We start from the raw sequence: 26,825 nt of genomic DNA, 5'->3' as shown, positions 1-26,825 counted from the left end.
AATATTTTTGCATAATTACTATGTAGAAATAAGAAAAATTTTTTGGAAGGAGGTGGTAAGGGGAATTATTTCATTTGTTCATTCGTAGATGTTAAAAATCATTTAACCCAAAAGAAGTCGGGAAAGGAGGGATTTTAGATGTTTTCCAAAAAAGGAAGGGTGTTTTTAGCATTGACAGTCGTGGGGGTTTTTGTGTTTATGATGACCTTCACCGGGGTAGAGGCACCAGCCGCGAAACAGAAGCCAACCTCCTTGATCATCGCTACGGCTACTACCGGGGGGACCTACTACCCTATTGGCGTTGGTATGGCCTCCCTGTGGTCTATCAGGTTGGCTGACAAACATGGTATTCAAGTTCAGGCAATTACATCCGCTGGGTCAGGCGAGAATATCAACATGCTCAAGGGCAAGGAGGTGGAGCTTGCCATACTGCAGGGGCTTTTTGGAAAAATGGCATGGAACGGTATTGGGATGTACGAGGGGAAACCCGATAAGGAGTTACGCACCATCACCATGCTCTGGCCCAATGTGGAACATTTTGTAATCGTGAAGAATAAGGTAAAGAAGGGAATTGCATCCGACATCAAAGGGCTCAGGTTCTCCATAGGCAGAGCCGGAAGCGGTACAGAGATGTCCGGACTGACCATTATGGAAGGACTCGGAATGAAGAGGACGGATATCGAGGCCGAGTATCTGGGATATTTTGAGTCAGCCAAGGCTATAAAAGACAGGAGAATTAGTGGGGCCAACTTATGTGCCGGCCCTCCGGTGGCCGCCGTCACCGATGTCTCTGCCACGCCAGGGATGGAGGTCGTGGTCTTGGAGTTTACCGACGAGCAACTGAATAGTATCAATGCAAAGACCGCTTATCCCGGTTACCGCTACATCATTCCGGCTAATACCTATCCGGGACAGACCAAGGAAGTGCGCACCATCGCTCAGCCTAATTTCCTCGGGGTAAGGGCTGACGTGAATACGGAGGTGATCTATCTCCTCACTAAAACTCTTTTTGAAAACCCCGATTATATGAAGGCCGTCCACAAGATGGGGGGATTCATAACGTTAGAAAATGCTCTCAGTGGACTCCCCGCTCCGCTGCATCCAGGAGCCTACAAATACTACAAAGAGAAGGGGGTGAAGATCCCCGAGAACCTGATCCCACCTGAGGCACGTTAGGAGGTTAAAGTGGGTTATGGCCATCGGCCATAACCCACTTTTTTTCTATTACCCGAGGAGGTTCTATTGACTGGAGAAAGGAAGAAAGAGGAGATCGAAAGGCTGGAGGATGGGGGTGAGATTAGCACTTCCTTCCGGGAGCTTTCCGGAAGATGGCAATCGGTTGTTTATATTATAGGGATCGCTGCTTCTCTCTTCCATATCTGGGTGAACACCATTGGGGTGATGCCGGCGATATATCGCAATGCGGTTCACCTCGGATTCATCATGGTTTTGGCCTTCTTTTTCTATCCCATGTTCAAAAAAAAACCTCAAAAGGGATTCGGCATTGATTTTTTCCTCGCCCTGCTGGCAACTGCTGTGGTCTTATATATCCTTTTCTTTGAAGAGGAACTCCACCTGGATAGGGCCTCTATCCCCATCATGCGAGACTACATCTTTGCAGCTATCGCCATTATAATTCTCCTCATTGGTACCCAGAGAGCTGCTGGATGGATTATTCCCGTCCTCTCCATTGTCTTCTTCGCTTATGCGCTCTTTCTCGGTAAATTGATTCCCGGCGCCTTTCACTATCGCGGGGTAGCTCTGGGAAGGCTGCTTTATCGCATGTACCTGACCGATGAGGGAATGTTCGGTATAGTCTGTACCGTCTCCTCTACCTATGTATACCTGTTTATCCTCTTCGGGGCATTTTTGTTGAAGTCCGGGGCTGGAGATTTCATCATCAAGTTGGCCCAGGCGCTGACCGGCCGCATGGTTGGTGGTCCCGCCAAGATCGCTGTGATCGCCAGTGGTTTTATGGGATCGATTTCGGGCAGTGCGGTGGCCAATACCGTAGCCACCGGCTCCTTTACCATCCCCCTGATGAAGAGGGCAGGATACCGGCCTCATTTTGCTGCAGGTGTGGAGGCGGCAGCATCCACCGGGGGACAGTTGATGCCACCCATTATGGGGGCCGGGGCCTTCATTATGGCACAGTGGACCGGGATTCCCTATCTGCATATCATCGCCGTGGCCACCATTCCGGCGATTATGTATTTTCTCTCCGTGGGGTTTTTTGTCCATATTGAGGCACTTAAACAGGGAATGAAACCCATGAGCAAAGAGGAGATCCCCGACCTGAAAAAGGTTTTGAGAGAAGGCTCTATTTTCCTTATTCCGATTGTCGTGTTGATCCTGCTACTGGTCAGGGGGTTTACTCCCACATATGCCGCTTGTATAGGGATCTTTTCTATCGTAGTAGTGAGCTGGTTGCGCAAGGAGACCCGCATGAAGTTGAGGGATATCCTGGATGCCCTCTATTTAGGGGCGAGAAACAGCGTCTCCACCGCATCCATCCTTATCTGCTCAGGGACCATCATTGGAATCGTGGGGATCACCGGTGTAGGGGTTACCTTCTCAGGAATGATCATCGAGCTTTCTGGAGGCCACCTATTCTTGGCCATCATACTGGTGATGCTGGCCTCACTCGTCCTTGGAATGGGACTGCCGGTAACTGCTTCCTATATCTTTCTGGCCGTGCTGGCCGGTCCGGCATTACAACAGATGGGGATTTCTTTACTGGCCGCCCATATGATCATCTTCTGGTATAGCCAGGATGCTAACGTCACCCCTCCGGTTTGCCTGGCAGCCTATTCCGCTGCGGGGATTGCAGGATCAAATCCCATGCAGACCGGCTTAGCCGCCTGGAAGCTGGCCAAGGGACTTTACATCATTCCTTTCCTTTTCGCCTACACACCTATCCTTTTCGAAGGACCTGTCTACGAGGTGCTCATAACCGCGGTTAGTGCCACCCTGGGGCTCTTAGCCTTCACGGTTGCCATGGAAGGGTACTGTCTACGCGGGTTGTTCCTCTGGGAAAGGAGTTTGGTAGGTCTTGCCTCACTGGGGTTGCTATGGCCAAATACGACTTTCAGGATTGTGGGGTTTCTCGTCTTTGGCAGCATCTATCTGAGCCAGAAACTGGCTGGCAGACGACAATCCCCAAAACCGTCAGGATAGATTAGAGTTCAATGTTTTAGGCAACCATGCTTAATTTACGAAGAGTTGGTTATCAGACAATGAAACGATAGTAAATGGCTTGCACGATAGCAAAGAGCAGGACGATAACGGTCAGCAAGATAAACCCGCTTGCCACGATTCGATGAAAAAAGTTTTCACTTTTTCTTTCATTGTAGCCTAAGATCAGGCCGATCAGCATGCCCGCGACGATTCCTCCTCCATGAGCCCAGTTATTGATTCCCGGAACCATAAGGCCGAACAGTACAAGACCGATTATCCATCCCATGGCCTGTCTATAAATTGCTTCTCCGTAGAGTCCTCCACGGCTTTTACCGTAATATAAGATAGCACCGATCAGTCCGCAGATACTGGCGGATGCCCCTATAGTGAGGAAGACGCCGGCCAGGTAGGACATGTAAAACCCGAGAATCCCGCTGAGCAGGTAGATAATTGCAAAGCGGTTAAACCCGTATTCTTGCAGTACGAACGGTCCCAGTTGCCGCAAAGCGAACATGTTAAAGAATATATGAAGTATGCCCCCATGGATAAACGAAGCAGATAAAAGTGTCCACCAGCGGCCGAATCTGTCGATTGGAATGGTACCCGTAGCGCCTAAAAGGAGCAGGCTGTTGTTGGAAGGGGATAAAAATGTCAGAGGATTTGCCGGAGAACCGAGGTTGAGAGGCGTTAATATAAGGGAGAAGATAAAAATGGCAATATTACAGTAAATAATAACCTTTATAACATCTTGCGGTTTCTTGAAGAAGCTTCTTTTCAGCCGGGAACCAGGTCTGGTTATCCCGCAGTAGGGACAGGAAGCTTCTTCCGAGCTGATAAGTTTCCTGCAATTGGGACAGAGAATCGGGTTTTTTTCGGTGCCTGACATAGCAAAACCTGGAATTAACAGTTGACAAAAAATCTTGACCTACTTTTAAAACACTATTCCAGCAGGGTTCAAATGTCTTTCGCTTATCACAGAAAAGTTGAGCGATGTCAAGGATTACACAGAGCAGCAAAAAAATATTGACACAGGCATAAAACGTTGGTATAAGACTCCCGGATTTAACTTTTGAGGACGTCAGGTTATGAGAAAAAGTCTGTTATTGGTAAGCAACTGGTGGTGGTATTTAAATAGAGAGATTCGTCCACCGTTACAAGTGTAAAATAAATACTGACAAAGAAAGTTAGCCGTGGAAGAGCTCTTCAGCACACTCCACGGCTTTTTTGTTTTAGGGGAAGGGGCCGTAATTATTAACGGCCCTTTTTTTGTTCGATAGACAGGTGACACGGACAAACAAGGTTGTCCATGCCACCCATACTTTAAAATTCTAAGAGGATTTTTTAATTATGTACTATCCACACTTTGAGGGATTCAAAAAACTGACAAATGAGGGAAATCTGATCCCCGTTTACAGGGAAATCATGGCTGACATGGAAACCCCTGTGTCGGCGCTGTTGAAATTAAGTTCAAAAACATACACCTTCCTTCTGGAGAGTGTGGAGGGGGGTGAAAAATGGGGAAGATACACATTTCTGGGGTCGGATCCGGATGTTGTTTTTAGTGTCAGGAAAGAGGACGTTGTTATCCGGGAAAATGGAGAGAACCGCTGTCACAAGCATGAGGGAAAACCCCTCAAGTTTTTGAAGAATTTGATGGGAAGATACCGTCCCGTTCATGTTGATGGTCTTCCACGGTTTTACGGCGGGGCTGTGGGTTTTCTCGGCTATGAGATGGTGCGCTATTTTGAAAAACTGCCGGCAGAAGCTGTAGATGATCTAAAAACAGACGAAGCAATATTTCTCATTACCGACACACTGATTATCTTTGACAATGTCAAACATACGATAAAGGTTGTGGCATGTGCCTTCACCGAAGGCAGAGATGATCTGGACGATGTTTACGAAGAGGCTATCCGAAAAATAGATGCCCTGATAGAGATGCTGAATGCCCCGATGGAAAAGAGAGAAAATTTTCACAAACAGGATAAAAACTTTCATCTTCAATCCAACATGACGCCGGAAGACTATAAAACGGTCGTCAGAAGGGCGAAGGAATATATTGTTTCAGGCGATGCAATTCAGATTGTTCTATCACAGCGATTTCAAATGGAAAATCGTATTGCCCCCATCGATCTATATCGGGCGCTTCGTTACGTTAATCCTTCACCATATCTCTTTTTTCTGAAACTTGAAGACCTCATCCTTATAGGTTCCTCTCCTGAAGTGATGGTTCGTCTTGAAGAGAAGTCAGCGGAATTGAGGCCCATCGCCGGCACGAAGAGAAGAGGCAGTAGCGAACAGGAAGACAGGAAACTCGCAGACGAACTTCTGAATGATCCCAAGGAGAGAGCGGAGCATATTATGCTGGTCGATCTGGGAAGAAACGATCTGGGAAGAATTGCCCAGACAGGGAGCGTTCAGGTCAATCAGCTTATGGTGGTAGAGAGGTATTCCCATGTCATGCACCTCGTCTCCAATATCCAGGCCCAATTATCCGAAGACAAAGATTGCTTCGATGTTCTTGAGGCGACCTTTCCTGCGGGGACGCTTACCGGTGCACCGAAGATCAGGGCAATGGAGATTATTGATGAGCTGGAACCTTCCGTAAGGGGACCTTACGGCGGGGCTGTCGGCTATTTCAGCTATACGGGAAACATGGATTTTTGCATTACCATAAGGACTATCATGGTCCACGACGGGAAAATTTTTATCCAGGTGGGTGCAGGAATTGTGGCAGATTCCGATCCGGAAGCCGAGTACCAGGAAACTATCAGTAAGGCAGAGGGAATGATTAAGGCTATAAGAATTGCAGCCTCGGAATTTGAAATAATGGATGATATTGATTAGGCATGGTGTTCCGAAAATAAGGAAGCTTTAATAAAGGAGGAAAAGATGATTTTGGTGATCGACAATTACGATTCATTTACCTACAACCTTGTGCAGTATGTAGGTCAGATGGGTGAGGATGTCCTGGTCTACCGGAATGATGCGATATCACTCGAAGAAATAAAGGGATTAGCTGTGAACGCAATATTCCTGTCGCCAGGTCCCGGTACTCCCAGGCAGGCAGGGATCACGGTCGATGTAATCAGGCACTTTTACAAAACAATTCCTGTTTTGGGGGTTTGTTTGGGGCATCAGGCAATAGGCTTTGCCTTTGGCGCCGATGTGGTCAGGGCCGACAGGATTATGCACGGAAAGACATCTAATATAATCAACGACGGACGAACGGTCTTTGATGGGCTCCCAAATCCCTTTGTTGCAGGCCGTTATCATTCTCTAATACTGAAAAGGGATTCAATTCCATCATGTCTGGAAATAAGCGCCCGGACGGAAGAAGGGGAGATCATGGGTATAAGGCATCGTGAATATCCGGTAGAAGGAATACAGTTTCATCCTGAATCGATACTTACACCAAACGGAAAACGAATAATTAAGAATTTTTTAGGATTGATAAATTAAGGAGACAGTTTTCAGGGGTCAGTGATCCCTGCTTACTGCCTACTCCTTACTGCATACTTTGACGAGCCCTGGGGACTGTTACAAAAATCATAAGAGGAGCCAAAACAATGATAAAGGAAGCGATTGGAAAGATTGTCGGCGGCATTGATCTGAACGAGTCCGAGATGATGGGGGTTATGAATATTATTATGGAAGGGGAAGCTACCCCTTCCCAGATTGGAGCTTTCATAACGGCACTGAGAATCAAGGGGGAGACCGTTGACGAGGTAACCGGTGCTGCCCGTATCATGAGGCGCAAGGCCACAAGAATCAATGCCCTTTCGTCGGTCATAGTTGACACCTGTGGTACCGGTGGCGATGGCATGAACACATTTAATATTTCTACAACTGCGGCCTTTGTTGCGGCAGCGGCCGGTTTGACTGTGGCCAAACATGGGAACCGTGCGGTATCAAGCAGTTGTGGAAGCGCCGATGTCCTGGAGGCCGTCGGTGTAAACATTGATGCCGGGCAGGAGATAGTGGAAGAATGCATTCAGCAGATAGGAATTGGCTTTCTCTTTGCCCCCAGGCTTCATGGTGCCATGAAATATGCCGTAGGCCCGAGGAGGGAAATTGGAATCAGGACGATATTCAACATGTTAGGACCACTTACGAATCCCGCGGGAGCAACTTCTCAGCTTATAGGAGTTTATGATCCCAGATTGACGGAGATGTTTGCCGGTGTCCTGAAAAATCTGGGCGCAAAAAGAGCTTTTGTAGTTCACGGATCAGACGGTCTTGATGAGGCCACCGTCGTCGGAGAGACAAGGGTTTCAGAATTAAATGACGGACTGATTACAACCTACAATATCAATCCGACAGATTTTTTTGGTGAAATATCCGATGGACAGGAGCTTATAGGAGGGGATGCATCAGTCAATGCAGAGATTACGAGAGGTGTTCTGACGGGGGAAGAAGGGGCCTGCCGAAGAATTGTTCTTCTTAACGCAGCGCTCGCAATCATGGCAGGAGGAAAGGCGGAAAATATCAGGGAAGGGATTGATATTGCCGCAGATTGTATAGATAGTGGAGCCGCCGTAAAGAAACTGCAGGCACTGATTGAACTGAGCAATAGCTGACGGTTTGTATGAAAGTTCAGAGTTCAAAGTTCCGAGTTGTAGGGTGGGCATTGCCCACCAGTTGGTTTTGTTTATGGGTGGCATGGACAAACTTGTTTGTCCGTGTGCAGGTCGAGTCCTACACTTTCATGCTTCAGGGTACGTAATATGATTTTAGATAAGATCGTTGCTGCTAAAAAGGAAGAAGTCGCTCATCTGAAATATTCGGAGCCGGTTTCTGAGTTAAAAAAGATCATCTGTGATCTTCCACCTGCAAGGGATTTCAGGAAAGCTTTAAGCAGTTACGAATGTTCCGTAATTGCAGAAGTCAAAAGAAGCTCACCATCGAAGGGAAGATTGAGAGAGGATTTTGATCCCCTTGAGATTGCTTCGATCTATGAAAAAAATGGTGCCGCTGCTATATCGGTTCTTACTGACAGGAAGTTTTTTGAGGGTGATAAGGCATATCTTTCGGCCATCAAGGAAATCGTTGACGTTCCCCTCCTAAGGAAGGATTTTATAATTGATTCCTATCAAATTTGGGAAACAAGAGTCCTGGGCGGTGATGCTATTCTTCTCATTGTGAGACTGTTGAGAGATGAACAGTTGACGGAATATATCCAGATTGCAGCACAACTCGGCCTTGATTCTCTTGTTGAAGTACATACCAGGGGAGAGCTGGAAAGAGCCATTGCCGTCGGGGCCGATATCATAGGAATCAACAACAGAAACCTGGAGACATTTTCGACGGATTTGATGACCAGCTTAGACCTGGCATCCAGTATCCCGGAAGAGAGGATTATCGTAAGTGAAAGCGGTATCAACACAAGGGAAGATATCGATATTTTGATGAAGGCGGGTATTCATGCCTTCCTGGTTGGTGAGACCCTTATTAGGGCAGATGATATCGGCGGGAAGCTGAAGGAACTTTTGGGGGCAAAATCCCCCCTAACCCCCCTTTAACAAAGGGGGGCACCAGGTCTTCCCCCTTTAACAAAGGGGGATCGAGGGGGATTTAACGGTATTGGGGATCAAGTGATGACTGAGATAAAGATTTGCGGGATGACAAACGCAGCCGATGCAATGAATGCGGCGCAGTGCGGTGCAGATGCCCTCGGGTTTATTTTTTACCCGAAAAGTCCGAGGTATATCCTGCCGGAGGCGGCAAGAAAAATTATAGACAAACTGCCTCGTAATGTATGCAAGGTGGGGGTCTTCGTCAATCATGAGGCTAAAGTGATAAAGGAAATCGTGGAAGTTTGCGGTCTTGACTTTATCCAGCTTCATGGAGATGAATCACCGCGGTATTGTCGGGAATTTCCTAAATCGATATTGATAAAGGCGATATCGGAACAGACTTCACAACTTTCCGACTATTCGGTGAGAGCCATCCTGATTGATGCCTGCCATCCGGAGCTTTACGGGGGTACCGGTAAAAAATCAGACTGGGATCTTGCCGTGGCGGTCAAAGAGCACTGTCCTCTCATTCTCTCCGGCGGGCTGAATCTGGGCAATATTGAGGAAGCGCTAAGAATTGTCTCGCCTGATGCAGTGGATATAAATAGCGGTGTTGAAATGTTACCGGGGAAGAAGGACTCTGAAAAGGTGAGAAAAATCATTGAGATTGTGAGAAAGACGGGAAGTATAGCGAAGGGCACTGTCTTTGAAAAGTAGTCAGCAGTCAGAATTCAGAAGGTAAACTGAACAAATTGTTTTTTCTCCCGAATTCTGACTCCTGCATTCTTTGTTTTAGTAAAACTTGAGGTGAGAAACCATGCAACAAAATTTACCGGACAAAAACGGACATTTCGGAATCTTCGGCGGGCGATACGCCGCCGAGACACTAATGCCTGCCCTTATTGAGCTGGAAAATGCCTACAATGAGACGAAATACGATCAAACATTCAGGGATGAGTTGTCTTTCTATTTACGTGAATATTCGGGGAGGGAAACCCCTTTGTACTATGCCAGGCATTTTACCGAGAAGCTGGGGGGCGCGAAGATATATCTGAAGCGGGAAGATCTGAATCACACCGGTTCTCACAAAATTAACAATACCCTTGGACAGGCACTTCTTGCCAGAAGGATGGGAAAAGAAAGAGTTATAGCGGAGACAGGTGCCGGCCAGCATGGTGTGGCAACGGCCACGGTGGCGGCGCTGTTCGGAATGGAGTGTCAGGTGTTCATGGGTGAAGAGGATATCCGGAGACAATCCCAGAATGTCTTTCGGATGAAGATATTGGGGGCGGAGGTGGTACCGGTGACCTCAGGCACCGGAACACTGAAGGATGCCATGAATGAAGCAATGCGCCAATGGGTTTCACGGGTGAGAGATACTTTTTATGTTATCGGTTCCACGGCAGGGCCCCACCCTTATCCCGCTATGGTACGGGATTTTCAGTGCGTAATTGGAGAAGAGACAAAAAGGCAGATTATGGAAAAGGAAGGAAGACTTCCCGATGTTCTTGTTGCCTGTGTAGGAGGTGGAAGTAATTCCATGGGTCTTTTCTATCCCTTTAAGGATGATTCCAGTGTCGCAATGATCGGGGTAGAAGCTGCAGGAAAAGGGATAAAGACAGGGATGCATGCGGCGAGTATATCGGCTGGTAGTATCGGTGTACTCCACGGAAATAAGACATACATCCTTCAGGATGAAGGCGGGCAGGTCAAGGACGCCTTTTCCATCGCTGCCGGTCTTGACTATCCCGGTGTGGGTCCTGAACACAGCTATTTTCACGAGACGGGAAGAGCTCAATATGTGGCGATAGACGATGATGAGGCATTAAATGCCGTCGTTTTTCTGACAAAATGTGAAGGAATCATCCCAGCTATGGAAAGCGCTCATGCTATAGCCTATGCCATGAAGCTGGCTCCAACACTTGCGAAGGATAAAATCATCGTGGTCAATCTTTCTGGCAGGGGTGATAAAGACACGGGAATTATTTCTGAAAAAATGGGGGTTAGTTTGTAATGGGACGCATCGAAAGAAAGTTTGATGATTTAAAGAGAAGAGGTGAAAAGGCTCTGATCATTTATCTGACGGCGGGGGATCCGAGTCTGGAAAAAACTTATGAAATGGTTCTCGGTTTGGATAAAGCCGGAGTAGATGTAGTAGAGATTGGAGTTCCTTTTTCAGATCCGACAGCGGATGGACCCATTATTCAGGCCGCTTTCCAGAGGGCATTGAAAGAGGGAACAACGCTTTCCGATATCCTCGATATGATCGAAGAGGTGCGAAAAGTCTCTGAGATTCCTGTCGTTCTGTTCGGCTATTACAACCCCATTTTTATTTACGGAAATGAAAAATTTGCCATAAGGGCGAAAGAGGCCGGGGTGGATGGGATATTGGTGGTTGACCTTCCCCTGGAAGAGTCGGGCGAATTAAGGAAATATACTGATAAATCCGGAATTGATTTTATCTCTTTGATAACACCAACAAGCGATGATGATCGTATTAAAAAGATATCGGAAAGGGCGTCAGGGTTTATCTATTATGTTTCAGTTATGGGCGTGACAGGAACGAAAAAACCGGAGATTGCCGATGTCAGGAAGGATATAGGAAGGATAAGGAAGGTGACAAACCTTCCTGTAAGTGTTGGTTTTGGCATATCCACGCCGGAGCAGGGCGAGGAAGTTGCTCAATATGCTGATGGCATTGTTGTGGGAAGTGCAATTGTCAGGCTTATTGAAGAGAACAGTAAAAGAAGGGATTTGGTGGAAAAAGTTTCCTCCTTTGCCGGGGAATTCAAAAAATCCGGTTTAAAGAGTTGACAACTTGACTTCGTTTTTTTATAATTATCGACAATGGAAATGAAAGAACATTTTTCATAAAGTCCAAAAACGATCTTGAAACTTACCTGCATTATTTTCTTAAGATTTCGGTTTATGGAGAAAGCAAATCAACCGATTTTTGCCCAAGTTCCCAAAAAATCTTTTGTACATAGGAATATTTTTAACAAATAACCATAACTGTGCAATGGAGAGATTAATCATATGAATACATTATCCAGAGATGAGTTAAAAACACTGATGCAGAAACAAAAAGAGTTATGTGTTTCCATTTTTATGCCCACTCACCGGGCAGGGGTAGAAACCCAGCAAAATCCAATCAGGTTCAGGAATCTGCTTCGCAAGGCCGAAGATAGTTTGATTGCAAGCGGTCTACGTGCCCAGGAAGTGGAAGAATTGCTTGCGCCGGTCCTCCAGGCAATTTCAGGAAATGGGTTTTTCTGGCGGCGTCAGAGCGAAGGGCTTGCCATATTTCTCTCGTCCGAAGTATTTCGCCACTATCGACTTCCCCTTGATTTTAAGGAATTACTGGTTATCACCGACCGTTTTCACATCAAGCCTCTTCTTCCCATGCTCAGTGGTGACGGCCAGTTTTATGTCCTTGCCCTCAGCCAGAATGAGGTCAGACTTCTTCAGGGTACGCGACAGAGCATAAATGAGGTTGATTTAGGAGGTGTTCCGAAAAGCCTTGCCGAAGCACTCCAGATCGATGTTTTGGGGAAACAGCTTCGGTCTCATACAGGCACGTCGCTGGGAAGCGGCGATCGTTCAGCTATGTTTCATGGTCAAGGTTCGGGGAGCGAGGTACCTAAAAAGGATAACATTTTGCGATATTTTCATCTCCTTGACAAAGGGTTACGCGAAATGCTGAGGGACAAGCAAGAACCTTTAGTCCTGGCAGGGGTTGATTATCTTTTCCCGATTTACAGAGAGGCAAATTCTTACCCCAATCTGTTGGACGAAGGAGTTACGGGAAATCCTGAAGGATTGAGTGCGGACGTGCTGCATGGCCAGGCCTGGGCAATTGTACAGCCATACTTCCAGAAAGCTCAGGAAGATGCAGTATCCCTGTACCGGCAATCTGTCGGCACCGGGTTAACTTCCGGTAACGTCAAAGAAATTATTCAGGCATCCTATCACGGGCGGGTGGGGACGTTGTTTGTTGCGGTTGGCCTTCAGCAATGGGGCGCTTTCGATCCTGACAGTAACGAGGTGCATATGCACCAGGAGGCTGAGCAGGGTGACGAAGATTTACTGGACTTCGCTGCCATTCAGACCTTTTTGAATGGTGGAACTGTCTACGCGGTCGCTCCGGAAAAAGTTCCAGATAACGTACCTATAGCCGCAGTGTTTCGTTATTGAAAGGGAGATTATGTCTGGGTTTAAAAATCGGATTATTCGTGCCGCGAAGCTCGACCCTGCGCTATATGAAGAAGTTGAAGCTGATGAAGGTGCAATGTTTCAGGCCATGGGGGTCGTTGTCCTTTCCAGTGTTGCTGCCGGAGTAGGAAGTATTGCAAGTGGAAGGATTACAGTGGTTTTACTGGGAACAATATCCGCTCTTGTCGGGTGGTATCTCTGGGCATATCTGACATATTTTATTGGCACGAAACTCTTGCCGGAGCCGCAGACTGAATCAAACCCCGGTGAGTTGTTACGAACTATCGGTTTTTCGAGCTCACCCGGCCTGATTCGAATATTTGGAATTATTCCGGGGCTGGCAGGGCTGATTTTTTGGGTGGCCGCTATCTGGATGCTGGTGGCAATGGTTATTGCTGTCAGACAGGCACTTGATTATCAGAGCACATTTCGTGCAGTAAGTGTCTGTTTGATCGGCTGGGTAATTCAAGTATCTGTTCTTATGCTTTTTCTGTCTATTTTTGGTGGTTACATAGAAACGGCACACGGCTTTTGATGGGTTCTATACACAAATTCTATGTTAGACCATTGGTCGGGACAAATTTGACCGGGAGCGCACCCGCAAGCCCCGCCTTGTAGGCGGGGTAAGGGGCGCAATATAATTAAATTATTCCTTACCGGGAAGCGCCCCGCCCTGTGGGCGGGGAGCTTCACTAAACTGTCTGTGTTTCACCAATTTGCCGGGGAAAACCATGAATAATGACCCTAGCAGGAGAAAATCTAAGCGCGTTCTGGTGGACTTTGTGCTGGAAGTGTCTGCCAACGACATTGATGGAAACAAATATAATGATAACGCTGTGTTAAGTGATGTCTCCGGAGGAGGCGCCAAGCTTATAACCAAGCAATCTGACAAATATTTTTTAGGGCAGCCGTTAGAAATAACTATTTATTTGCCTGGAACAAATGATGTGAAGGCTTATATAACAGGACAAGCGACGGTTGTGCGGATATATTTACCTAAAGCTCCGGATGCTGGTGAAGAAGGTAAAGGAATGGGCGTAGCTATCAGCTTTGATGATCCGTTGAAAATGCATAATGAGTGAAATCTCTGCAGTTTACTGCGGAATTGGCAGGCGAACACATTAAAACTATAAGGGGAAATTAATATTATCAATGGCACAGCCGGAATATAATAATTATGACAGCTTTGTTGGCAAGACAAGGGTCATTTTAATCCTGTTGGGAATTTTCCCGTTTCTCATAGTTATCTATCTATTTGTCTATGAAAAAATACATTTGACAGATATGATGGTCCTTCTTGCCGCTTTAGTTGCGTTTTTTATTCTAACGGGTTTTGGTCTGTTGAGAAGATCGGCCGACCAGCTTGTTGAACTTTCCAGAAAAACAGGAAGTATTTTGTTGGACAAAAAGAACCCATGTATTGAGATTGAGGCCGATCAGGAGCTGAATGATATAGCTGATAATTTTAACTTGGTTCTCAAAGAACTAAAAGATGTTAAACGAGATATTAGTGAACAGTCTGTGCAACTTATGACTTATAGTAGAAACCTTACTTCGTCCTATCAAAGGATTCAGGAAGAAGAAGAATTGAGGAAAATGTTGACCCGATATGTGGGAGAGAATTTGGTGGAAAAATTGATGAAGTCAAAAGACGAAGTGTTCCTTGAAAATGAAAGGATGGAGGTCACCATACTCTTTGCTGACATAAGGTCTTTTTCCACTTTTTCCGAGAGGATGGAGGCTGAAGAAGTTGTTGCAATGCTCAACCGGTATTTCAGCACCATGTCGGGCATCATTTTTAAACATAATGGCATATTAGATAAATTTATCGGTGACCAGATTATGGCCGTATTTGGACTTATTCCTTCTGAAAACAATGGTTCCTATGATGCCATTCGTGCAGCCATAGAGATGCAGGATACTATGGAAAAAATGATGCAAGATGGAACCAAAGGGGATAGTGAAATATTTGATATAGGAATCGGAATCAACACTGGCACTGTGATTGTTGGAAGTGTAGGTTCTGAAAGCAGAAAGGACCACACGGTCATAGGTGATAGTGTAAACGTTGCTGCAAGATTGGAGAAGATAGCGGGGGGTGGCGAAATAATTGTTGGCAAAAAGACACATAGCCAAACCGAGGGTCTTTTCCGTATAAAAGAAGAAGGCAAAATATACGTCAAAAATAAAATTGAACCGGTTGTATGTTATAAGGTTTTAAGATAAAAGAATTATTGATGATTCTCTTTCGTTTTTAGGGTTTGCGGCAAGCCATTATCTTTTAATAATCAGCATATACTGACAACAAACAATGCCCATAGGCTTTTAGCCCAAGTTTAACCCCACCCTGAACACAAATACAGTAATATCAGGTGGTTGAAGCTAAACGATCAGATTTATGGTCACTACATCTTTACATCTCAACCTTTGTACGTTTCAGTGGAACACTGGTAATCCCCAGCGCACTATACACCTCCACCTGTTTCGGGGTTGGAATACTGCAATAACGAAGGTGCACCATTTTACCATCCGCAGTGGGAAGATGAGTGCTGAGGGCTATATGCGTCTGAAGCATGGAACGAACAGTGTCCCACCGATGATTGATACCGGCCTTGCGTAGGTGCTGCTGGATATAGTTTAACAGGTGGTACGCAAGGATCGAGATAAAGAGATGGCCCTCTATGCGGTCTGATTTGCTGTGATGGATGGGACGAAGTCCCAGCTCACTTTTTAAACAACGGAAGGCATCTTCCACTGATGTAAGCATGATATAGAGAGACCATATCTTGTTTTTTGAAAGATCCATCCTGTTTGTGCGTATGAAGTAACTGCCGTCATAGGGCTTGCCCAGTTTAGATGGATCAAAGTTCCACGTTATTTTGACAGCCTTGCCCTTATACTCTTTTACATCAATAGAGAATCCCTTTGAAACCCTGCTGTAGCGTTGTCTCAACCGGCCTATTCGCTCCAGAACCTTCGGATACGATTTCAGACGTCTCTTTATATCAAGCCCCTCGCTGAGATACTCAATCTCCTGCTCCATGGCATCCCGCGCCTTGTTTACAATAGCCTGTTCCTTCTTCATCTTGCCGTCACTGATACAATGGAGAAACGTTTCATTTCCTATACGCATCTCCTTGACCTTGATTCCTTCTTTTATCTCTTCGAATGTACCGTCTTCCATATGTTCCGGTCTGCTGCGGGAAACAACGATATATGAAAAACCGTTTTCCCGCACCAGATCAAGGTTATCTTCCGAAGCAATCCCGGCATCCATTACGATCGTCGGTTTCGTGACAAGAAGGGGCGGCGTTTCACTTGATACCCGTGAATGGATATCGTTGATCATGTCGACAAGGGTCAATGGTTCACCAACGTTTCCGTCAAAGATACGGGAGCACTTGATAAAGCCACGTTCGTCAAGCACGATACCAAGAGTGACAAGCGGACGGTCGCTTCGTTTCTGCTTTGACCTCCCCCGCTTTGCTTTTTTATATCCTGCAGCGTTTCCGCTGAAGTATGTATTAGTCAGATCATACAGTATGATAGTCTCACCAAGTGAAAAGATCTCCCTGCTACGCATACGGAGAAAACGTTCGATGGTTTCCTTGTGTTTGAATAACAGGTCTGAGTTACGGTAGAGCATGTTATGTCCGACATATAATGAGAAGTCGGTACCGAGCAGTTCATCCAGCGCGCTCTGTTCTTTTGCATATCTCCTGAGTTCCCTTTCACTGCCGGGATGCACCAGGCGGCCAACAATCTGGAGTGTGGCAAGATTCGATTCATCGTCGGTAAAGCCAAGCTGCCGGAACAGATCGAAGAATCCCAGGGACTCCATGGCTTCAAGGCCAACATGCTCGGGGCCAACGGACTTGCCATCGGATGAAGAGACGGCATTGATGTCTACATTCCTGAAATCCTGTTCATTTTCAGGGATACCACACTCTTTTTTCTCACTGCGTTGTTTTCTTAAAATTTGTTTTGTATAGTGCCTGGCAAGTGTTTCAATCTCTGCAGATATCGGCACAGTTAAACTTTCATAACCACGCAGGAGGTCTTCTATACGATTCGCCAGTTCTTTCCAGTTGTCCTTTGGGAGATCAAGTTGTCCCAGATTGATAACCACTTTCTGTCTGGGACCTCTGGGAGTGCGCACAGACTCAATTAATCTGTGGGATATGAACACCTTGGGTGAGTTTGAGTTTTTCTTCTGTATCTCTCGTATATACATGAGAGCCACTATACCATACAAAACCCATATGTCAAGCATTAATATTATATTATGGGGCACTACATTCGGTTTTCAAGGAGCTGCATGCAATAACATCAATAGGTTACGCATGCACAACTGTTAAAAATACCCTTATTTTGTTGCTTTTTATGAAAATAGGGTTAAACTTGGGTTAGGATTTTATTGCTTCTCCATTAACTTTTCGCTGACTCTCCGGAATTCATCTTCGTGGGTTATAAAGGCATCAACAATGTCCGGATCAAATTGTTTGCCCCTCTCGCTCACTATAATCTCTTTTGTTTCCTGATGTGTGAAAGCACTCTTATATATCCTATCTGATCTCAGCGCGTCGTAAACATCAGCTAATGCAACTATTCGAGCTGACAGGGGTATTTCCCCAGCCTTGAGGCCCATCGGATATCCTTTTCCATCCCATCTTTCATGGTGGTAATGGGCAATTTCCCTTCCGAGGGTTAAAAACGAATCACCTTCAATCTGAGATTCAATAGTCGTGATGACATTTCTGCCGAGTAGCACATGGTTTTTTATCGTACAGAACTCCTCGTCTGTTAACTTGTCAGGTTTTAACAGTATGGCGTCAGGAATTCCAACCTTACCTATGTCGTGAAGAATAGACGAAAGGTAGATGTCATCGATGTATCGTTCATCAATATAACCTTTATAGTTGGGGTGATTAGCAAGTTCTTTGGTTAAGATCTTCGAGTACTCTCGAATTCTCTCCAGATGTTTGCCTGTTTCTTCATCTCGATACTCGGAAAGCTTTGCAAGGCCGAGAATACTGACATTTCGTGTATTTTCAATATGTCTGTATGATTCAAGTAACTGTTCGTTTAAAAAGCGAGTCTGCTCGATTTCCAGCTTTAGTTTGTCGTGCTGTTTGCCTACCACAGCCCCCGCCAGAATTAGAAAACCACCCCAGATAACAACATGAAGATAGAGATGATACGGGGTGTTTGGCACGACAAATTGATCAGGAAACATGATGACGTATATAACGACAAGAAGGACACATAAAATTGCTCCCAAGACCGCGCTTCTAAAGCCCACAAGGTTTCCAGCAAGAATTACCGGTAAAAAATAGAAGGTCATGAAAGCAACTTTGGGTGTGATTAAATAATTGATTAGTATCACGGCTACCAGGACGATTAGAACAAAAACCTGTTCAAAGTTTTGTATAAGGTAATTTTTAAAATTTCCCTGGCGAACTACCATATGCTTCTTTAACCCCGTTACAACTATTTTTAATGAAACAAACGGTTCCCCTTTTTGGCGGGTTAAGTATAGAGTGAAATGTCCTTATGTATCAATAAGAAGTGCCCGTAGAATCAGGATGTTGTATCCGCTTGACAGACAGTTTGAGGTTGGATGTCATGAGGCACTCGCGGTATTGATAAAGGGCTTTTGATAGAAGAGAGATTTTATGAGGAATCAAAGTGGTCCCACGCCACATAATAACAATTGACCGGTTCTTGCCTGATTTTTAATTTAACACTGCATTCTTTCTGAGCAGGGCATTTATCCTTAGTATGGCGGTATGTCTCTTCACTGACGAGAATTTCTCCGCCCTTAGCCGCAGCTTCCAGTGCCGATGCCATATTAACGGTATTTCCTATGACTGTATAATCCTGTCTGTTTGCAGATCCGACACTGCCTAATATTGCAGACCCCGTATTTATACCTATACCGATATCAAACGTGACTTGACCATCTTTTTCCCTGTTTTTCATCAGGGACTCCATTGCATACTGCATTTCCATTGCAGCCTTAACCGCATCTAATGCGCCATTGTCATCTGTCGAAATTACTCCAAACACGGCCATGAGCGCATCACCGATAAATTTATCTAATATGCCGTTGTTCCTGAAAACAATCTCGACCATTCTGCTAAAAAAATGATTGAGTACTGTAACAACTTCTTCAGCCTCCATAGATTCGGAAAAGCTGGAAAATGATCGAATATCCGCAAAAAGAATCGTTACCTCCCGCCGTTCGTTTTCGATAAAAAAGTCGTCCTTTGTACTAACCACTTTTTCCACCAGGTCATTTCCTACATACCGTCCCAGATTGTTTCTGAGTTTCCACCCTTCTTCCTGTACCTCTTTATACGCCTCTGCGAGGTCGTTGCCATAAATCATAAGATGCACGGATTGTTCCTTGATATCTCTGCTGATTCCATTCATCCTTGTAAGCATCATATTGAAATTTGTAGCTATGTCGTGCAATTCTTCATCTGCCGAGGTTGCAAGAGGAGTGATTTGTTTGCCCGATTCAATTTTGCTCGTTTCTATTGCAAGTTTAACCAGCTGGTCAGCGGATTGTCTCATAAGTGAGTATCCGGCCATCACCGAAAACAGCCCCAGTGCGGACATTATAACAACAACATTTGTTATATTTAACTCTTCAGAGACAAACAGATAGACAACCAGAAGAAATGGGATGATTCCTAATAAGGCCAGAATTACCGGTGTCTTTCCAATGAAACTTTTGGCATCTCTGTAATCTGTTTTCATAGCTTGCTCTAAAAACTGATTTTAAAAAATTCTCGAATAATTCTTCAGCTTCAACTAATCTCTGAAAAATGCCAATCTGTGACTAAAGGATACGGCTATATCTGTTTCCTGGGTGTCTTTATTATCTTTGACCACACGGACAACTGTTGCTTTTCCCATCATATGTGCCTTCACATCTTCAATTCCCGGCAGATCAATCGTTATTTGCATCACTTGTCCAGGGAAATACCTGCCAGCCTGTCTTGTTGTAAACCTTGCTCCGCCCCCGGACACTTCTTTTAATCGGGTTTTTTCAATATATGTGTTCCCGTCACCATCTACTGTTGACAAGTGAACCGAAAGCCCTATAAGAAAACGCTCAAACTCCCGTTTCTCTTCCAAATTGTTCATAGTTTTTTCCGGCATAAGCTCACACCATAATACTCAATAAGACCTGTTTTAAATAATATTCTTTTCACCCTGCTATAATTACTCAAACACTGTCCTGGATTGGAAAACTATCCTTAAATCCAGCCGCGACAATTTTAAGAGTGGATACAACACCCCATAATCACCTATGTTCTTTAATATACTTCACCACAAAAAACAAGATTTTATTAAAAAATCTTGTTTTAGTTGACCTTAAATCCAAGTTACGTTTTTAGGTGTGCTTCCAAATAAGGAAAAGATGATACATGCCTGGCAATATGAATCTATCTTTGAGACCAGCCTTATCTCGTCATAATCAACTTCTGCTCGCCTTTGGGAACATACCACTTGGTGAAATTGTATCCTATGCCTATGGGTGCCGGCTTTATTCCACGGAATCGGGAGCTGATTATGGGGAGCGCATCAGGAACATATAAAAATGTGTAAGGCTGTTCTTCCGCCAGGATCTCCTGTATCCTGTCGTAGCATCTTTTTCTTACTTTCCGGTCGAAGGTACTTCTTCCCTTTTCCAGCAGTTGGTCTACCTCGTCATTCTTGTACGATATGAAATTTAGTTCTTCTGCCTCCGTTTTACTCGAATGCCATACATCATAAAGATCCGGATCAAGGGGGATGGTCCAGCCGAGTATAGTTGCGTCAAACCTGCGTTTATTGATAAACTCTTTTATGAAAGCAGCCCATTCGATAATCCTGATCTTTACTGTCATTCCTATATCGGCAAGACGCCTCTGGATGATCTCGGCACACTTTGCGCGGATTTCATTTCCCTGATTCGTAATAATTTCGAAGACGAAGGGCTTTCCATTTTTATCCAGTATACCATCACCATCGGTATCTTTCCAGCCTGCTTCCGCGAGGAGTTTCCTCGCTTTTTGAGGGTCATAGTTATATCCTTTCACTCCGGAATCATATGCCCAGGTGCCCGGCTTGAAGGGACCTGTTGCTACCTTTCCCAGTCCAAGAATAACACCCTGGATAATTTCTTCTTTGTTAATTGCGTAACTGATAGCCTGGCGCACACGTTTGTCCTTGAAGAACGGATTTTTGAGGTTGTATCCGAGGTAGGAATAAGAAAAGGAAAGGTAGCGATATTTATTGAAATTATTATGGAAAAACCTGTTTTCTGTCTGCCTGGTATACTGAAGAGGAGTGAGGTTCATCCGGTCGATTCCTTTCGCACGCAGCTCTAAAAACATGGTTGCCATATCCGGTATTATACGCATGATATAACCATCTATGTACGGTCTTCCCTCGAAATAGTCGGGGTTTGAAATTAGGACTATCTTCTGACCGGTTTTCCATTCTTTGAACATATATGGCCCGGTTCCTATTGGGTTGCGTGAGAGTTTAGTTCTGGTTATATCTTTCCCGTTAAGAAGATGCTTGGGGAGTATGGAGGCACTCCAGCTTGCGAGTGCCGGGGCAAATGGTATATCGTAAGTTACCCTGAATGTGTAAGTCTCGATAACTTGAGCCTTCTTGACCTTGAGAAAGTCACCGGAGTAGGCGGTAGGTGTTTTGGGGTCTATGGTAATCTGGTAAGTGAACAGAGCATCTTCGGCGGTAAAGGGATAGCCGTCATGCCATTTCACACCTTTTCTCAAATGGAAGGTAATCGTCATTCCGTCTTCGGAAATATTCCATGATTCGGCCAGGTCTCCCACTATGTTCAGGTCTTTATCATATTTTACGAGGCCGTTGTAGATCATCGAGGCGATACCGTGGGAGGTGCTGTCCGAGGAAAGGATCGGTATCAAATTGCTTGCGTCCCCGATGGAACCTTCCACCATGATGTCACCATATGCAGGACCCGTATCGGATGCCCCTTCCTTTTTAACAGGAGCATCCTGTTTTGTGTCGTTGCCGCAGCTGCAAATGGCCAGAAGAAAAAGTACTATCAGAATCGGGATTATATGACTAAGGTGTTTCATGATTGAAGCTTCCCGCAGCAAGCTGCGGGGAATCTCCGACTTCCAAGTAACTTAAATTCGCAAATGTGTTGCAAGTAGTTAACATTTCTCAATATCTGCCAGAAATAATGCATTTGCTAAAAACATAAGTTACTTCCAATTATAATGCCGCAAAACGGCATAGTGGGCTGTTTAGTAAGTTAGGATTTGCTTTCTGGTAGAAAGCAAATTCGTTAACGCACTTATCCCGTTTATCGGGGTAAGGAAAATTACTCACGTTGTTCTTCTTTGAAGAATTGTTGATTTTATTCGCTCGCTTTCCAGTTCAAAGACAAGTTATCCTACCCGCACCGCCATTGCAATAAGATTGTGAAACCCAAACCCCTGTGCTCTTAAAATCTGTTGACAATATAACAATTTTAAATTACATCTGTTTACGTCAAAAATTAACATATAAACACACAGGAGAGTGAAAGTGAAGGAGATTTCAGCCGTCACAGCAGTAGATCTTGGTGGGCATTTTCATGGTAGCCTTTTGAGCATGGTCCTGGATTCGGGGGCGATGGTGCAGTTTGTACTTCTATTATTACTTTTCTTTTCCGTAGTATCATGGGCAATTATCCTCATGAGATATAGACTCATAAGGAAAACGAAAAAAGAAAATCAGATGTTCCTGGAAACATATATGAAGAGCACCAAGCTGTCGGAAGTGTTTCCAGAATCAAAGAAGTTCAAATATTCCACAGTTGCCGAGGTTTTTAGGGCGGGGTATGTTGAGCTTGGAAAGATAGGCAGGAGTAAAAAAGAATCATCGATTGATGAAGCAGATACGCCTTTTGAAGTGAGGGGTATGGATAATGTTGAACGGGCACTCAACAGGGCATGCAGTTCGGAAACCACAAAGCTGGAAAGTACCCTCGGTTTTCTCGCGACGACGGGTAGTGCATCACCGTTTATAGGTCTTTTCGGTACCGTATGGGGCATAATGAATGCCTTTAGGGGGATCGGTGCCAAGGGTTCAGCAACGTTGGCCGTCGTTGCTCCCGGGATTTCAGAAGCACTTATCGCCACAGCCGCAGGTCTGGCAGCGGCCATACCCGCTGTTATTTTCTATAATTATTACATCAGAGAAATAAGAACAATCACATTGGAAATGGATAACTTTGCCTCTGAGTTCCTCAATATTATCGAAAGATTTTATGTGAAATGAGATACTCAAAAAATCGTGGCCATTTCGACAATGGCAATAAACCTGTATCTGATATCAACGTAACCCCGCTTGTTGACGTTTTTATGGTCCTTTTGATAATTTTCATGGTTACTGCACCAATGCTACAGATGGGAATAGACGTTAATCTTCCCCGGGTAAAGGCAAGGAGTATGGATGTAAGTGAGGAAAAACTTATCCTTTCTATAAACGATAAAAAAGAGATATTTATCAACAATTACAAAACCGCTATTCCTGATCTCAGATTGAAATTAGAGGGCATCTTTGAAAACAGAATAGACAGAGAGATTTTTATGCGTGCCGATAAGAATGTTCCTTACGGTTTTGTTGTTGAGGTTATGTCTGAGGTAAGAAAAGCGGGCGTTGACAGGTTAGGAATGATTACTGAACCACCAAAGGGGTCAAAATGACGCCTCTCATCAGGATAAAGAGGGGAAGCGATGATGGTATCAGTCTGAACAGTATGATTCTTCTTTCTTTTTTGCTTCACGCCCTTCTCCTTTCCATTATATTTTTATCGCCTTCAATGCCTTCCCCGAGATGGACTTTTGGCCCGGTCTATTCTGTTAATCTGGTAAGTCTCCCATCATATATTGTGGGGGAAAAGCCCGTTACCTCAATTTCAGATGAAGTTGTCGGTATAGGTTCCAGGGACAGATCGATTGTACTGAGAAAAGATGTCAAAAAAGACTCACCCCGCCCGATTGAGAGGATTACCACACGGAAAGAAAGCATAAGGAAAGTTGACCGTGCAATAGAGAATTTAAGGAAAAAGGTTCAGTCTTCATCGGATGTGTCCAGTGGAACCGTTGAAGTGAGCATGAAAATGAGGGTATATTACTCTATTATCTGGTCCAAGATAAAAGGGAACTGGGCACTTCCCGAGGGTATATTGCCTGGTGAGAATATTGAATCCGTTATTGGCGCAAAGATTTTAAAGGGTGGTGCGGTTACCAATCTTAGTTTTGAAAAGCGATCCGGAAATAGGTATTTTGATGAATCCGCCATGAGGGCAATTAAAAAGGCGAGTCCTTTTCCTCCTTTGCCGGAATGGATAAAGGAAGAAAGCATCGAGATTGGAATAAGGTTTCACTTATCAGAACTGCGATAATTCTGTAGGGTGGCATTTTATATGCCACCGTTTGCGGTCGGGTGTAAAACCCGACCCTACAACCCAAAACTATCCACCTACGGCGGGGGCAAACAGTTGGATTTGCGGCCATTTCGCTTTCAGAGTCCTATTCCCGAAGCCTCTAATTTTTTAAAAGAGAGTAGAGTAATATGCGTCAGATAAAACAGCATACAGTATTCGCTCTATTTGGGATCATTTTACTGATCCTGGGGTTTAGTCATGTCGCCTTAGGCAAGGTATATATAGATATAGATTCTCCTGCCTTTCAAAAATTTCCCATAGCAGTTCCGGATTTCAAAAAATTGAGTGATAATGGGGATAAAAAAAATCTTTCTGTCTGGTTTTCAGAAGCCCTTACAGAGAAATTGAAACTCACGGGATTCTTCAGCGTAATTAGCAAAAAAACTTTTCTTGAAGATCCGGATCAGGCAGGAATTACAGCCGAGAGCATACGGTTTCCCGATTGGACAAATATTGGTGCCGAGACCCTGGTAAAGGGAGGGTATCAATACGATGGTGAAGAACTCTCCGTGGAATTTCGCCTCTTTGATGTTATTCACGGCAAACTTATAGTTGGAAGGAAATACTGGGGGAAAATTGAGGATAGAGAGTTAATGGTTGTCAAATTTGCCAGTGAAATTCTCCTTGCTCTTACAGGCGAGAGAGGAATATTTGACACAAAAATAGCCTTTGTCTTGAAGAGAGGTAAAACATCAGATATTTATACAGTAAATTTTGACGGATCGGAGTTGGTTAGAATTACCAACTACCGATCTATTACACTTTCACCTTACTGGTCTCCTGATGGCAAGGCGATTTCCTTTACTTCATACAGAAGGGGGAATCCTGATCTCTACATTATGGATATGGCCAAAAGAACTGCGAAAAGAATCTCCAGTTTTGCAGGACTCAATCTCTCTGCCCCTTGGTCGCCGGATGGCAGTAAGCTTTTACTTACCCTGAGCAAGAATGGCAACGAAGAGATATATGTACTGGACATTGAGAACAATAAACTTCAGCGCCTCACCTGTAATCCTGCCATAGACATATCCCCCACCTGGTCACCTGATGGCAAAAAGATAGCATTTGTGTCGAACCGCTCCGGTTCTCCGCAGATATACCGGATGGATGCTGATGGGAACAATGTTAGAAGGCTTACTTATGAAGGCCGCTACAACACCTCTCCTTCCTGGTCACCAAGGGGAAACCGAATAGCATATGAAGGTGTGACAAACGGTTCCTTCCAGATATTTTCCATTGATAGGGAAGGCAACAATGTCCTGCAAATTACCTCCGATGGATGGAATGAATCCCCGTCTTGGTCTCCCGATGGAAGATATCTGGCATTCAGCTCGAAGAAGAACGAAAAATTCAGGACATGCATTATAAATTCTAACGGTTCAAATATGAGAATATTGCATGAGGGTGTGCATAGTCACAGTTGTCCATCTTGGTCTCCCCGCCTAAATTTATATTGACCAAAGCCATGGTCTTATGCTTTAAATAGATTCAGTGTGGAAACGGAAGTTTTCCCATCGGCGGATTCGCTCAGATAAGGAAATTCCATTTCCAGATTAGATAGTGTAGATTGGCATGAAATGTTAGCAGACGTATCGATACGTCAATTATTGGAAGGAGGAAATAGTCGCTATGAAAAGAAGATTGACAATTATGGGAACAATTTTTGTGTTGATTTTAGGTCTTTCAGTAATCTTTGTTACGGGCTGTGCGAAGAAAGAGGTTGTGAAAGGAGAGATGGTCGCAACTGAAAAAGGAACAGCGGCGATACAGCCTTCGGAAGCTGAACTGCAGAAGGAGAGAGAAGCAGCTTTGAAAAAAAAGGCGCTTGCAGAAAGAGAGGCTTCCCGGTTTGAAGATGTGAATTTTGACTTAGATAAATTTAATCTCAAACCTCGAGGAAGAGAAATACTCCGGCAGCATGCTGACTGGCTTCTTGAATACCAGGATTTTAGTGTTGTCATCGAGGGGCATTGTGACGAAAGAGGAACCAACGAATATAATCTGGCCTTAGGGGAAAGACGGGCAGCGAGTGCCATGGAGTATTTGGTTAACCTCGGTGTAGACAAGAAGAGACTGACCACTATAAGTTACGGTGAGGAACTTCCTTTAGATCCGAGGCATAATGAGGAAGGCTGGGCGAGGAACAGGCGAGCCCATTTTGTTGTTACCCCGAAAAGGTAACATAATGGCTTAGCTGGCAGAACCCGCAAATCTAATATCTTGGCGCGAATCGAAAGCTTTGAAAATGCATAAAATAGATTTGAGACAAGTTCGTAAACAGCTCACTATGCCACTTTGCGGCATTATAATTGGAAGTAACTTATGTTTTTAACAAATGCGTTATTTCTGGCAGATATTGAGAAATGTTAACTACTTGCAACACATTTGCGAATTTAAGTTACTTGGAAGTCTTTTCGGAGCGAATTCGAAGAATA

At 44.7% G+C, this 26,825-nt stretch carries 24 protein-coding genes; 18 read left to right on the top strand and 6 right to left on the bottom strand.

Annotated features, from left to right (window positions below; translation table 11 throughout):
• The first annotated feature begins 138 nt into the window (after positions 1-138).
• Both Q7J27_03810 and Q7J27_03805 read left to right on the top strand, forming a co-directional pair.
• A complete protein-coding gene (locus Q7J27_03810; protein MDO9528266.1) occupies positions 139-1,176 on the top strand; it encodes a TAXI family TRAP transporter solute-binding subunit in 1,038 nt (345 codons plus the stop codon).
• Between the two features lie 66 nt (positions 1,177-1,242).
• Entirely contained in the window at positions 1,243-3,177 is a 1,935-nt protein-coding gene (locus tag Q7J27_03805; protein MDO9528265.1) for a TRAP transporter permease, read from the top strand.
• Positions 3,178-3,229: 52 nt separating this feature from the next.
• On the opposite strand, the gene Q7J27_03800 is transcribed toward Q7J27_03805, so the two are convergent.
• Positions 3,230-4,063, bottom strand: coding sequence for a rhomboid family intramembrane serine protease (locus Q7J27_03800; GenBank protein ID MDO9528264.1), 834 nt, complete (start codon positions 4,061-4,063; stop codon positions 3,230-3,232).
• 461 nt (positions 4,064-4,524) lie between these two features.
• Between Q7J27_03800 and trpE the strand changes: the two genes are divergently transcribed.
• The 11 genes from trpE (at position 4,525) to Q7J27_03745 (ending at position 15,131) form a co-directional block, all read left to right on the top strand.
• Positions 4,525-6,024, top strand: a complete 1,500-nt coding sequence (gene trpE, locus Q7J27_03795) for an anthranilate synthase component I (protein MDO9528263.1) — start codon at positions 4,525-4,527, stop codon at positions 6,022-6,024.
• Positions 6,025-6,069: 45 nt separating this feature from the next.
• A complete protein-coding gene (locus Q7J27_03790; GenBank protein ID MDO9528262.1) occupies positions 6,070-6,639 on the top strand; it encodes an aminodeoxychorismate/anthranilate synthase component II in 570 nt (189 codons plus the stop codon).
• Between the two features lie 107 nt (positions 6,640-6,746).
• Complete coding sequence (trpD, locus tag Q7J27_03785) at positions 6,747-7,757, top strand: anthranilate phosphoribosyltransferase (protein ID MDO9528261.1); 1,011 nt, start codon at positions 6,747-6,749, stop codon at positions 7,755-7,757.
• 147 nt (positions 7,758-7,904) lie between these two features.
• On the top strand, positions 7,905-8,699 hold the full coding sequence (trpC, locus tag Q7J27_03780) for an indole-3-glycerol phosphate synthase TrpC (protein ID MDO9528260.1): 795 nt from the start codon (positions 7,905-7,907) through the stop codon (positions 8,697-8,699).
• 75 nt (positions 8,700-8,774) lie between these two features.
• A complete protein-coding gene (locus Q7J27_03775) occupies positions 8,775-9,410 on the top strand; it encodes a phosphoribosylanthranilate isomerase (protein MDO9528259.1) in 636 nt (211 codons plus the stop codon).
• Between the two features lie 100 nt (positions 9,411-9,510).
• Positions 9,511-10,707: a tryptophan synthase subunit beta gene (gene trpB / locus Q7J27_03770; protein MDO9528258.1), complete on the top strand. Its 1,197-nt coding sequence runs from the start codon at positions 9,511-9,513 to the stop codon at positions 10,705-10,707.
• Positions 10,707-11,507: a tryptophan synthase subunit alpha gene (gene trpA, locus Q7J27_03765; GenBank protein ID MDO9528257.1), complete on the top strand. Its 801-nt coding sequence runs from the start codon at positions 10,707-10,709 to the stop codon at positions 11,505-11,507. Before trpB ends, trpA begins: the two co-directional genes overlap by 1 nt.
• A gap of 222 nt (positions 11,508-11,729) precedes the next feature.
• Positions 11,730-12,887, top strand: coding sequence for a hypothetical protein (locus Q7J27_03760; GenBank protein ID MDO9528256.1), 1,158 nt, complete (start codon positions 11,730-11,732; stop codon positions 12,885-12,887).
• A gap of 10 nt (positions 12,888-12,897) precedes the next feature.
• Complete coding sequence (locus Q7J27_03755) at positions 12,898-13,440, top strand: hypothetical protein (GenBank protein ID MDO9528255.1); 543 nt, start codon at positions 12,898-12,900, stop codon at positions 13,438-13,440.
• Between the two features lie 196 nt (positions 13,441-13,636).
• The gene (locus Q7J27_03750) at positions 13,637-13,987 is read left to right on the top strand and encodes a PilZ domain-containing protein (protein ID MDO9528254.1); all 351 of its coding nucleotides are present in this window, start codon (positions 13,637-13,639) and stop codon (positions 13,985-13,987) included.
• Between the two features lie 70 nt (positions 13,988-14,057).
• On the top strand, positions 14,058-15,131 hold the full coding sequence (locus Q7J27_03745) for an adenylate/guanylate cyclase domain-containing protein (GenBank protein MDO9528253.1): 1,074 nt from the start codon (positions 14,058-14,060) through the stop codon (positions 15,129-15,131).
• Positions 15,132-15,318: 187 nt separating this feature from the next.
• On the opposite strand, the gene Q7J27_03740 is transcribed toward Q7J27_03745, so the two are convergent.
• From Q7J27_03740 to Q7J27_03720, 5 genes are all read right to left on the bottom strand, one after another.
• On the bottom strand, positions 15,319-17,178 hold the full coding sequence (locus tag Q7J27_03740; GenBank protein MDO9528252.1) for an IS1634 family transposase: 1,860 nt from the start codon (positions 17,176-17,178) through the stop codon (positions 15,319-15,321).
• 141 nt (positions 17,179-17,319) lie between these two features.
• On the bottom strand, positions 17,320-18,372 hold the full coding sequence (locus Q7J27_03735; protein MDO9528251.1) for an HD domain-containing phosphohydrolase: 1,053 nt from the start codon (positions 18,370-18,372) through the stop codon (positions 17,320-17,322).
• Positions 18,373-18,578: 206 nt separating this feature from the next.
• Positions 18,579-19,670 (bottom strand): adenylate/guanylate cyclase domain-containing protein, encoded by a 1,092-nt coding sequence (locus tag Q7J27_03730; GenBank protein MDO9528250.1) that lies wholly within the window; start codon positions 19,668-19,670, stop codon positions 18,579-18,581.
• Positions 19,671-19,724: 54 nt separating this feature from the next.
• A complete protein-coding gene (locus Q7J27_03725) occupies positions 19,725-20,075 on the bottom strand; it encodes a PilZ domain-containing protein (protein MDO9528249.1) in 351 nt (116 codons plus the stop codon).
• A 305-nt stretch (positions 20,076-20,380) separates the two neighbouring features.
• Positions 20,381-22,030 (bottom strand): peptide-binding protein, encoded by a 1,650-nt coding sequence (locus tag Q7J27_03720; protein MDO9528248.1) that lies wholly within the window; start codon positions 22,028-22,030, stop codon positions 20,381-20,383.
• Between the two features lie 454 nt (positions 22,031-22,484).
• Here Q7J27_03720 and tolQ point away from each other — a divergent pair, with 454 nt between their 5' ends.
• The 5 genes from tolQ to pal all read left to right on the top strand — a co-directional run bounded on the left by tolQ (position 22,485) and on the right by pal (position 26,571).
• A complete protein-coding gene (gene tolQ / locus Q7J27_03715; protein ID MDO9528247.1) occupies positions 22,485-23,219 on the top strand; it encodes a protein TolQ in 735 nt (244 codons plus the stop codon).
• Positions 23,216-23,647 (top strand): ExbD/TolR family protein, encoded by a 432-nt coding sequence (locus Q7J27_03710; GenBank protein MDO9528246.1) that lies wholly within the window; start codon positions 23,216-23,218, stop codon positions 23,645-23,647. The genes tolQ and Q7J27_03710 overlap by 4 nt, the downstream gene beginning before the upstream one ends.
• On the top strand, positions 23,644-24,348 hold the full coding sequence (locus Q7J27_03705) for an energy transducer TonB (GenBank protein ID MDO9528245.1): 705 nt from the start codon (positions 23,644-23,646) through the stop codon (positions 24,346-24,348). Before Q7J27_03710 ends, Q7J27_03705 begins: the two co-directional genes overlap by 4 nt.
• A gap of 170 nt (positions 24,349-24,518) precedes the next feature.
• On the top strand, positions 24,519-25,847 hold the full coding sequence (gene tolB, locus Q7J27_03700; GenBank protein MDO9528244.1) for a Tol-Pal system beta propeller repeat protein TolB: 1,329 nt from the start codon (positions 24,519-24,521) through the stop codon (positions 25,845-25,847).
• 172 nt (positions 25,848-26,019) lie between these two features.
• Positions 26,020-26,571, top strand: coding sequence for a peptidoglycan-associated lipoprotein Pal (pal, locus tag Q7J27_03695; protein ID MDO9528243.1), 552 nt, complete (start codon positions 26,020-26,022; stop codon positions 26,569-26,571).
• Positions 26,572-26,825: the final 254 nt, after the last annotated feature.

This window comes from Syntrophales bacterium, from assembly GCA_030655775.1.
In the GTDB taxonomy this organism is placed as follows: Bacteria; Desulfobacterota; Syntrophia; order Syntrophales; family JADFWA01; genus JAUSPI01.
Note: the sequence above shows the minus strand (reverse complement) of the source record. Positions and strands in the feature narration are given on the sequence as shown.

Bases quoted from the DNA above. Each gene is read 5' to 3' on its own strand.
- Q7J27_03725 (MDO9528249.1), bottom strand. From the start codon at position 20,075: ATGCCGGAAAAAACTATGAACAATTTGGAAGAGAAACGGGAGTTTGAG.
- Q7J27_03705 (MDO9528245.1), top strand. From the start codon at position 23,644: ATGACGCCTCTCATCAGGATAAAGAGGGGAAGCGATGATGGTATCAGT.
- Q7J27_03720 (MDO9528248.1), bottom strand. From the start codon at position 22,030: ATGAAACACCTTAGTCATATAATCCCGATTCTGATAGTACTTTTTCTT.
- Q7J27_03800 (MDO9528264.1), bottom strand. From the start codon at position 4,063: ATGTCAGGCACCGAAAAAAACCCGATTCTCTGTCCCAATTGCAGGAAA.
- Q7J27_03790 (MDO9528262.1), top strand. From the start codon at position 6,070: ATGATTTTGGTGATCGACAATTACGATTCATTTACCTACAACCTTGTG.
- Q7J27_03760 (MDO9528256.1), top strand. From the start codon at position 11,730: ATGAATACATTATCCAGAGATGAGTTAAAAACACTGATGCAGAAACAA.
- Q7J27_03750 (MDO9528254.1), top strand. From the start codon at position 13,637: ATGAATAATGACCCTAGCAGGAGAAAATCTAAGCGCGTTCTGGTGGAC.
- Q7J27_03710 (MDO9528246.1), top strand. From the start codon at position 23,216: ATGAGATACTCAAAAAATCGTGGCCATTTCGACAATGGCAATAAACCT.
- trpD (MDO9528261.1), top strand. From the start codon at position 6,747: ATGATAAAGGAAGCGATTGGAAAGATTGTCGGCGGCATTGATCTGAAC.
- trpE (MDO9528263.1), top strand. From the start codon at position 4,525: ATGTACTATCCACACTTTGAGGGATTCAAAAAACTGACAAATGAGGGA.
- Q7J27_03740 (MDO9528252.1), bottom strand. From the start codon at position 17,178: ATGCTTGACATATGGGTTTTGTATGGTATAGTGGCTCTCATGTATATA.
- pal (MDO9528243.1), top strand. From the start codon at position 26,020: ATGAAAAGAAGATTGACAATTATGGGAACAATTTTTGTGTTGATTTTA.
- Q7J27_03810 (MDO9528266.1), top strand. From the start codon at position 139: ATGTTTTCCAAAAAAGGAAGGGTGTTTTTAGCATTGACAGTCGTGGGG.
- trpB (MDO9528258.1), top strand. From the start codon at position 9,511: ATGCAACAAAATTTACCGGACAAAAACGGACATTTCGGAATCTTCGGC.
- Q7J27_03755 (MDO9528255.1), top strand. From the start codon at position 12,898: ATGTCTGGGTTTAAAAATCGGATTATTCGTGCCGCGAAGCTCGACCCT.
- Q7J27_03730 (MDO9528250.1), bottom strand. From the start codon at position 19,670: ATGAAAACAGATTACAGAGATGCCAAAAGTTTCATTGGAAAGACACCG.
- Q7J27_03735 (MDO9528251.1), bottom strand. From the start codon at position 18,372: ATGGTAGTTCGCCAGGGAAATTTTAAAAATTACCTTATACAAAACTTT.
- Q7J27_03775 (MDO9528259.1), top strand. From the start codon at position 8,775: ATGACTGAGATAAAGATTTGCGGGATGACAAACGCAGCCGATGCAATG.
- tolB (MDO9528244.1), top strand. From the start codon at position 24,519: ATGCGTCAGATAAAACAGCATACAGTATTCGCTCTATTTGGGATCATT.
- trpA (MDO9528257.1), top strand. From the start codon at position 10,707: ATGGGACGCATCGAAAGAAAGTTTGATGATTTAAAGAGAAGAGGTGAA.
- Q7J27_03745 (MDO9528253.1), top strand. From the start codon at position 14,058: ATGGCACAGCCGGAATATAATAATTATGACAGCTTTGTTGGCAAGACA.
- trpC (MDO9528260.1), top strand. From the start codon at position 7,905: ATGATTTTAGATAAGATCGTTGCTGCTAAAAAGGAAGAAGTCGCTCAT.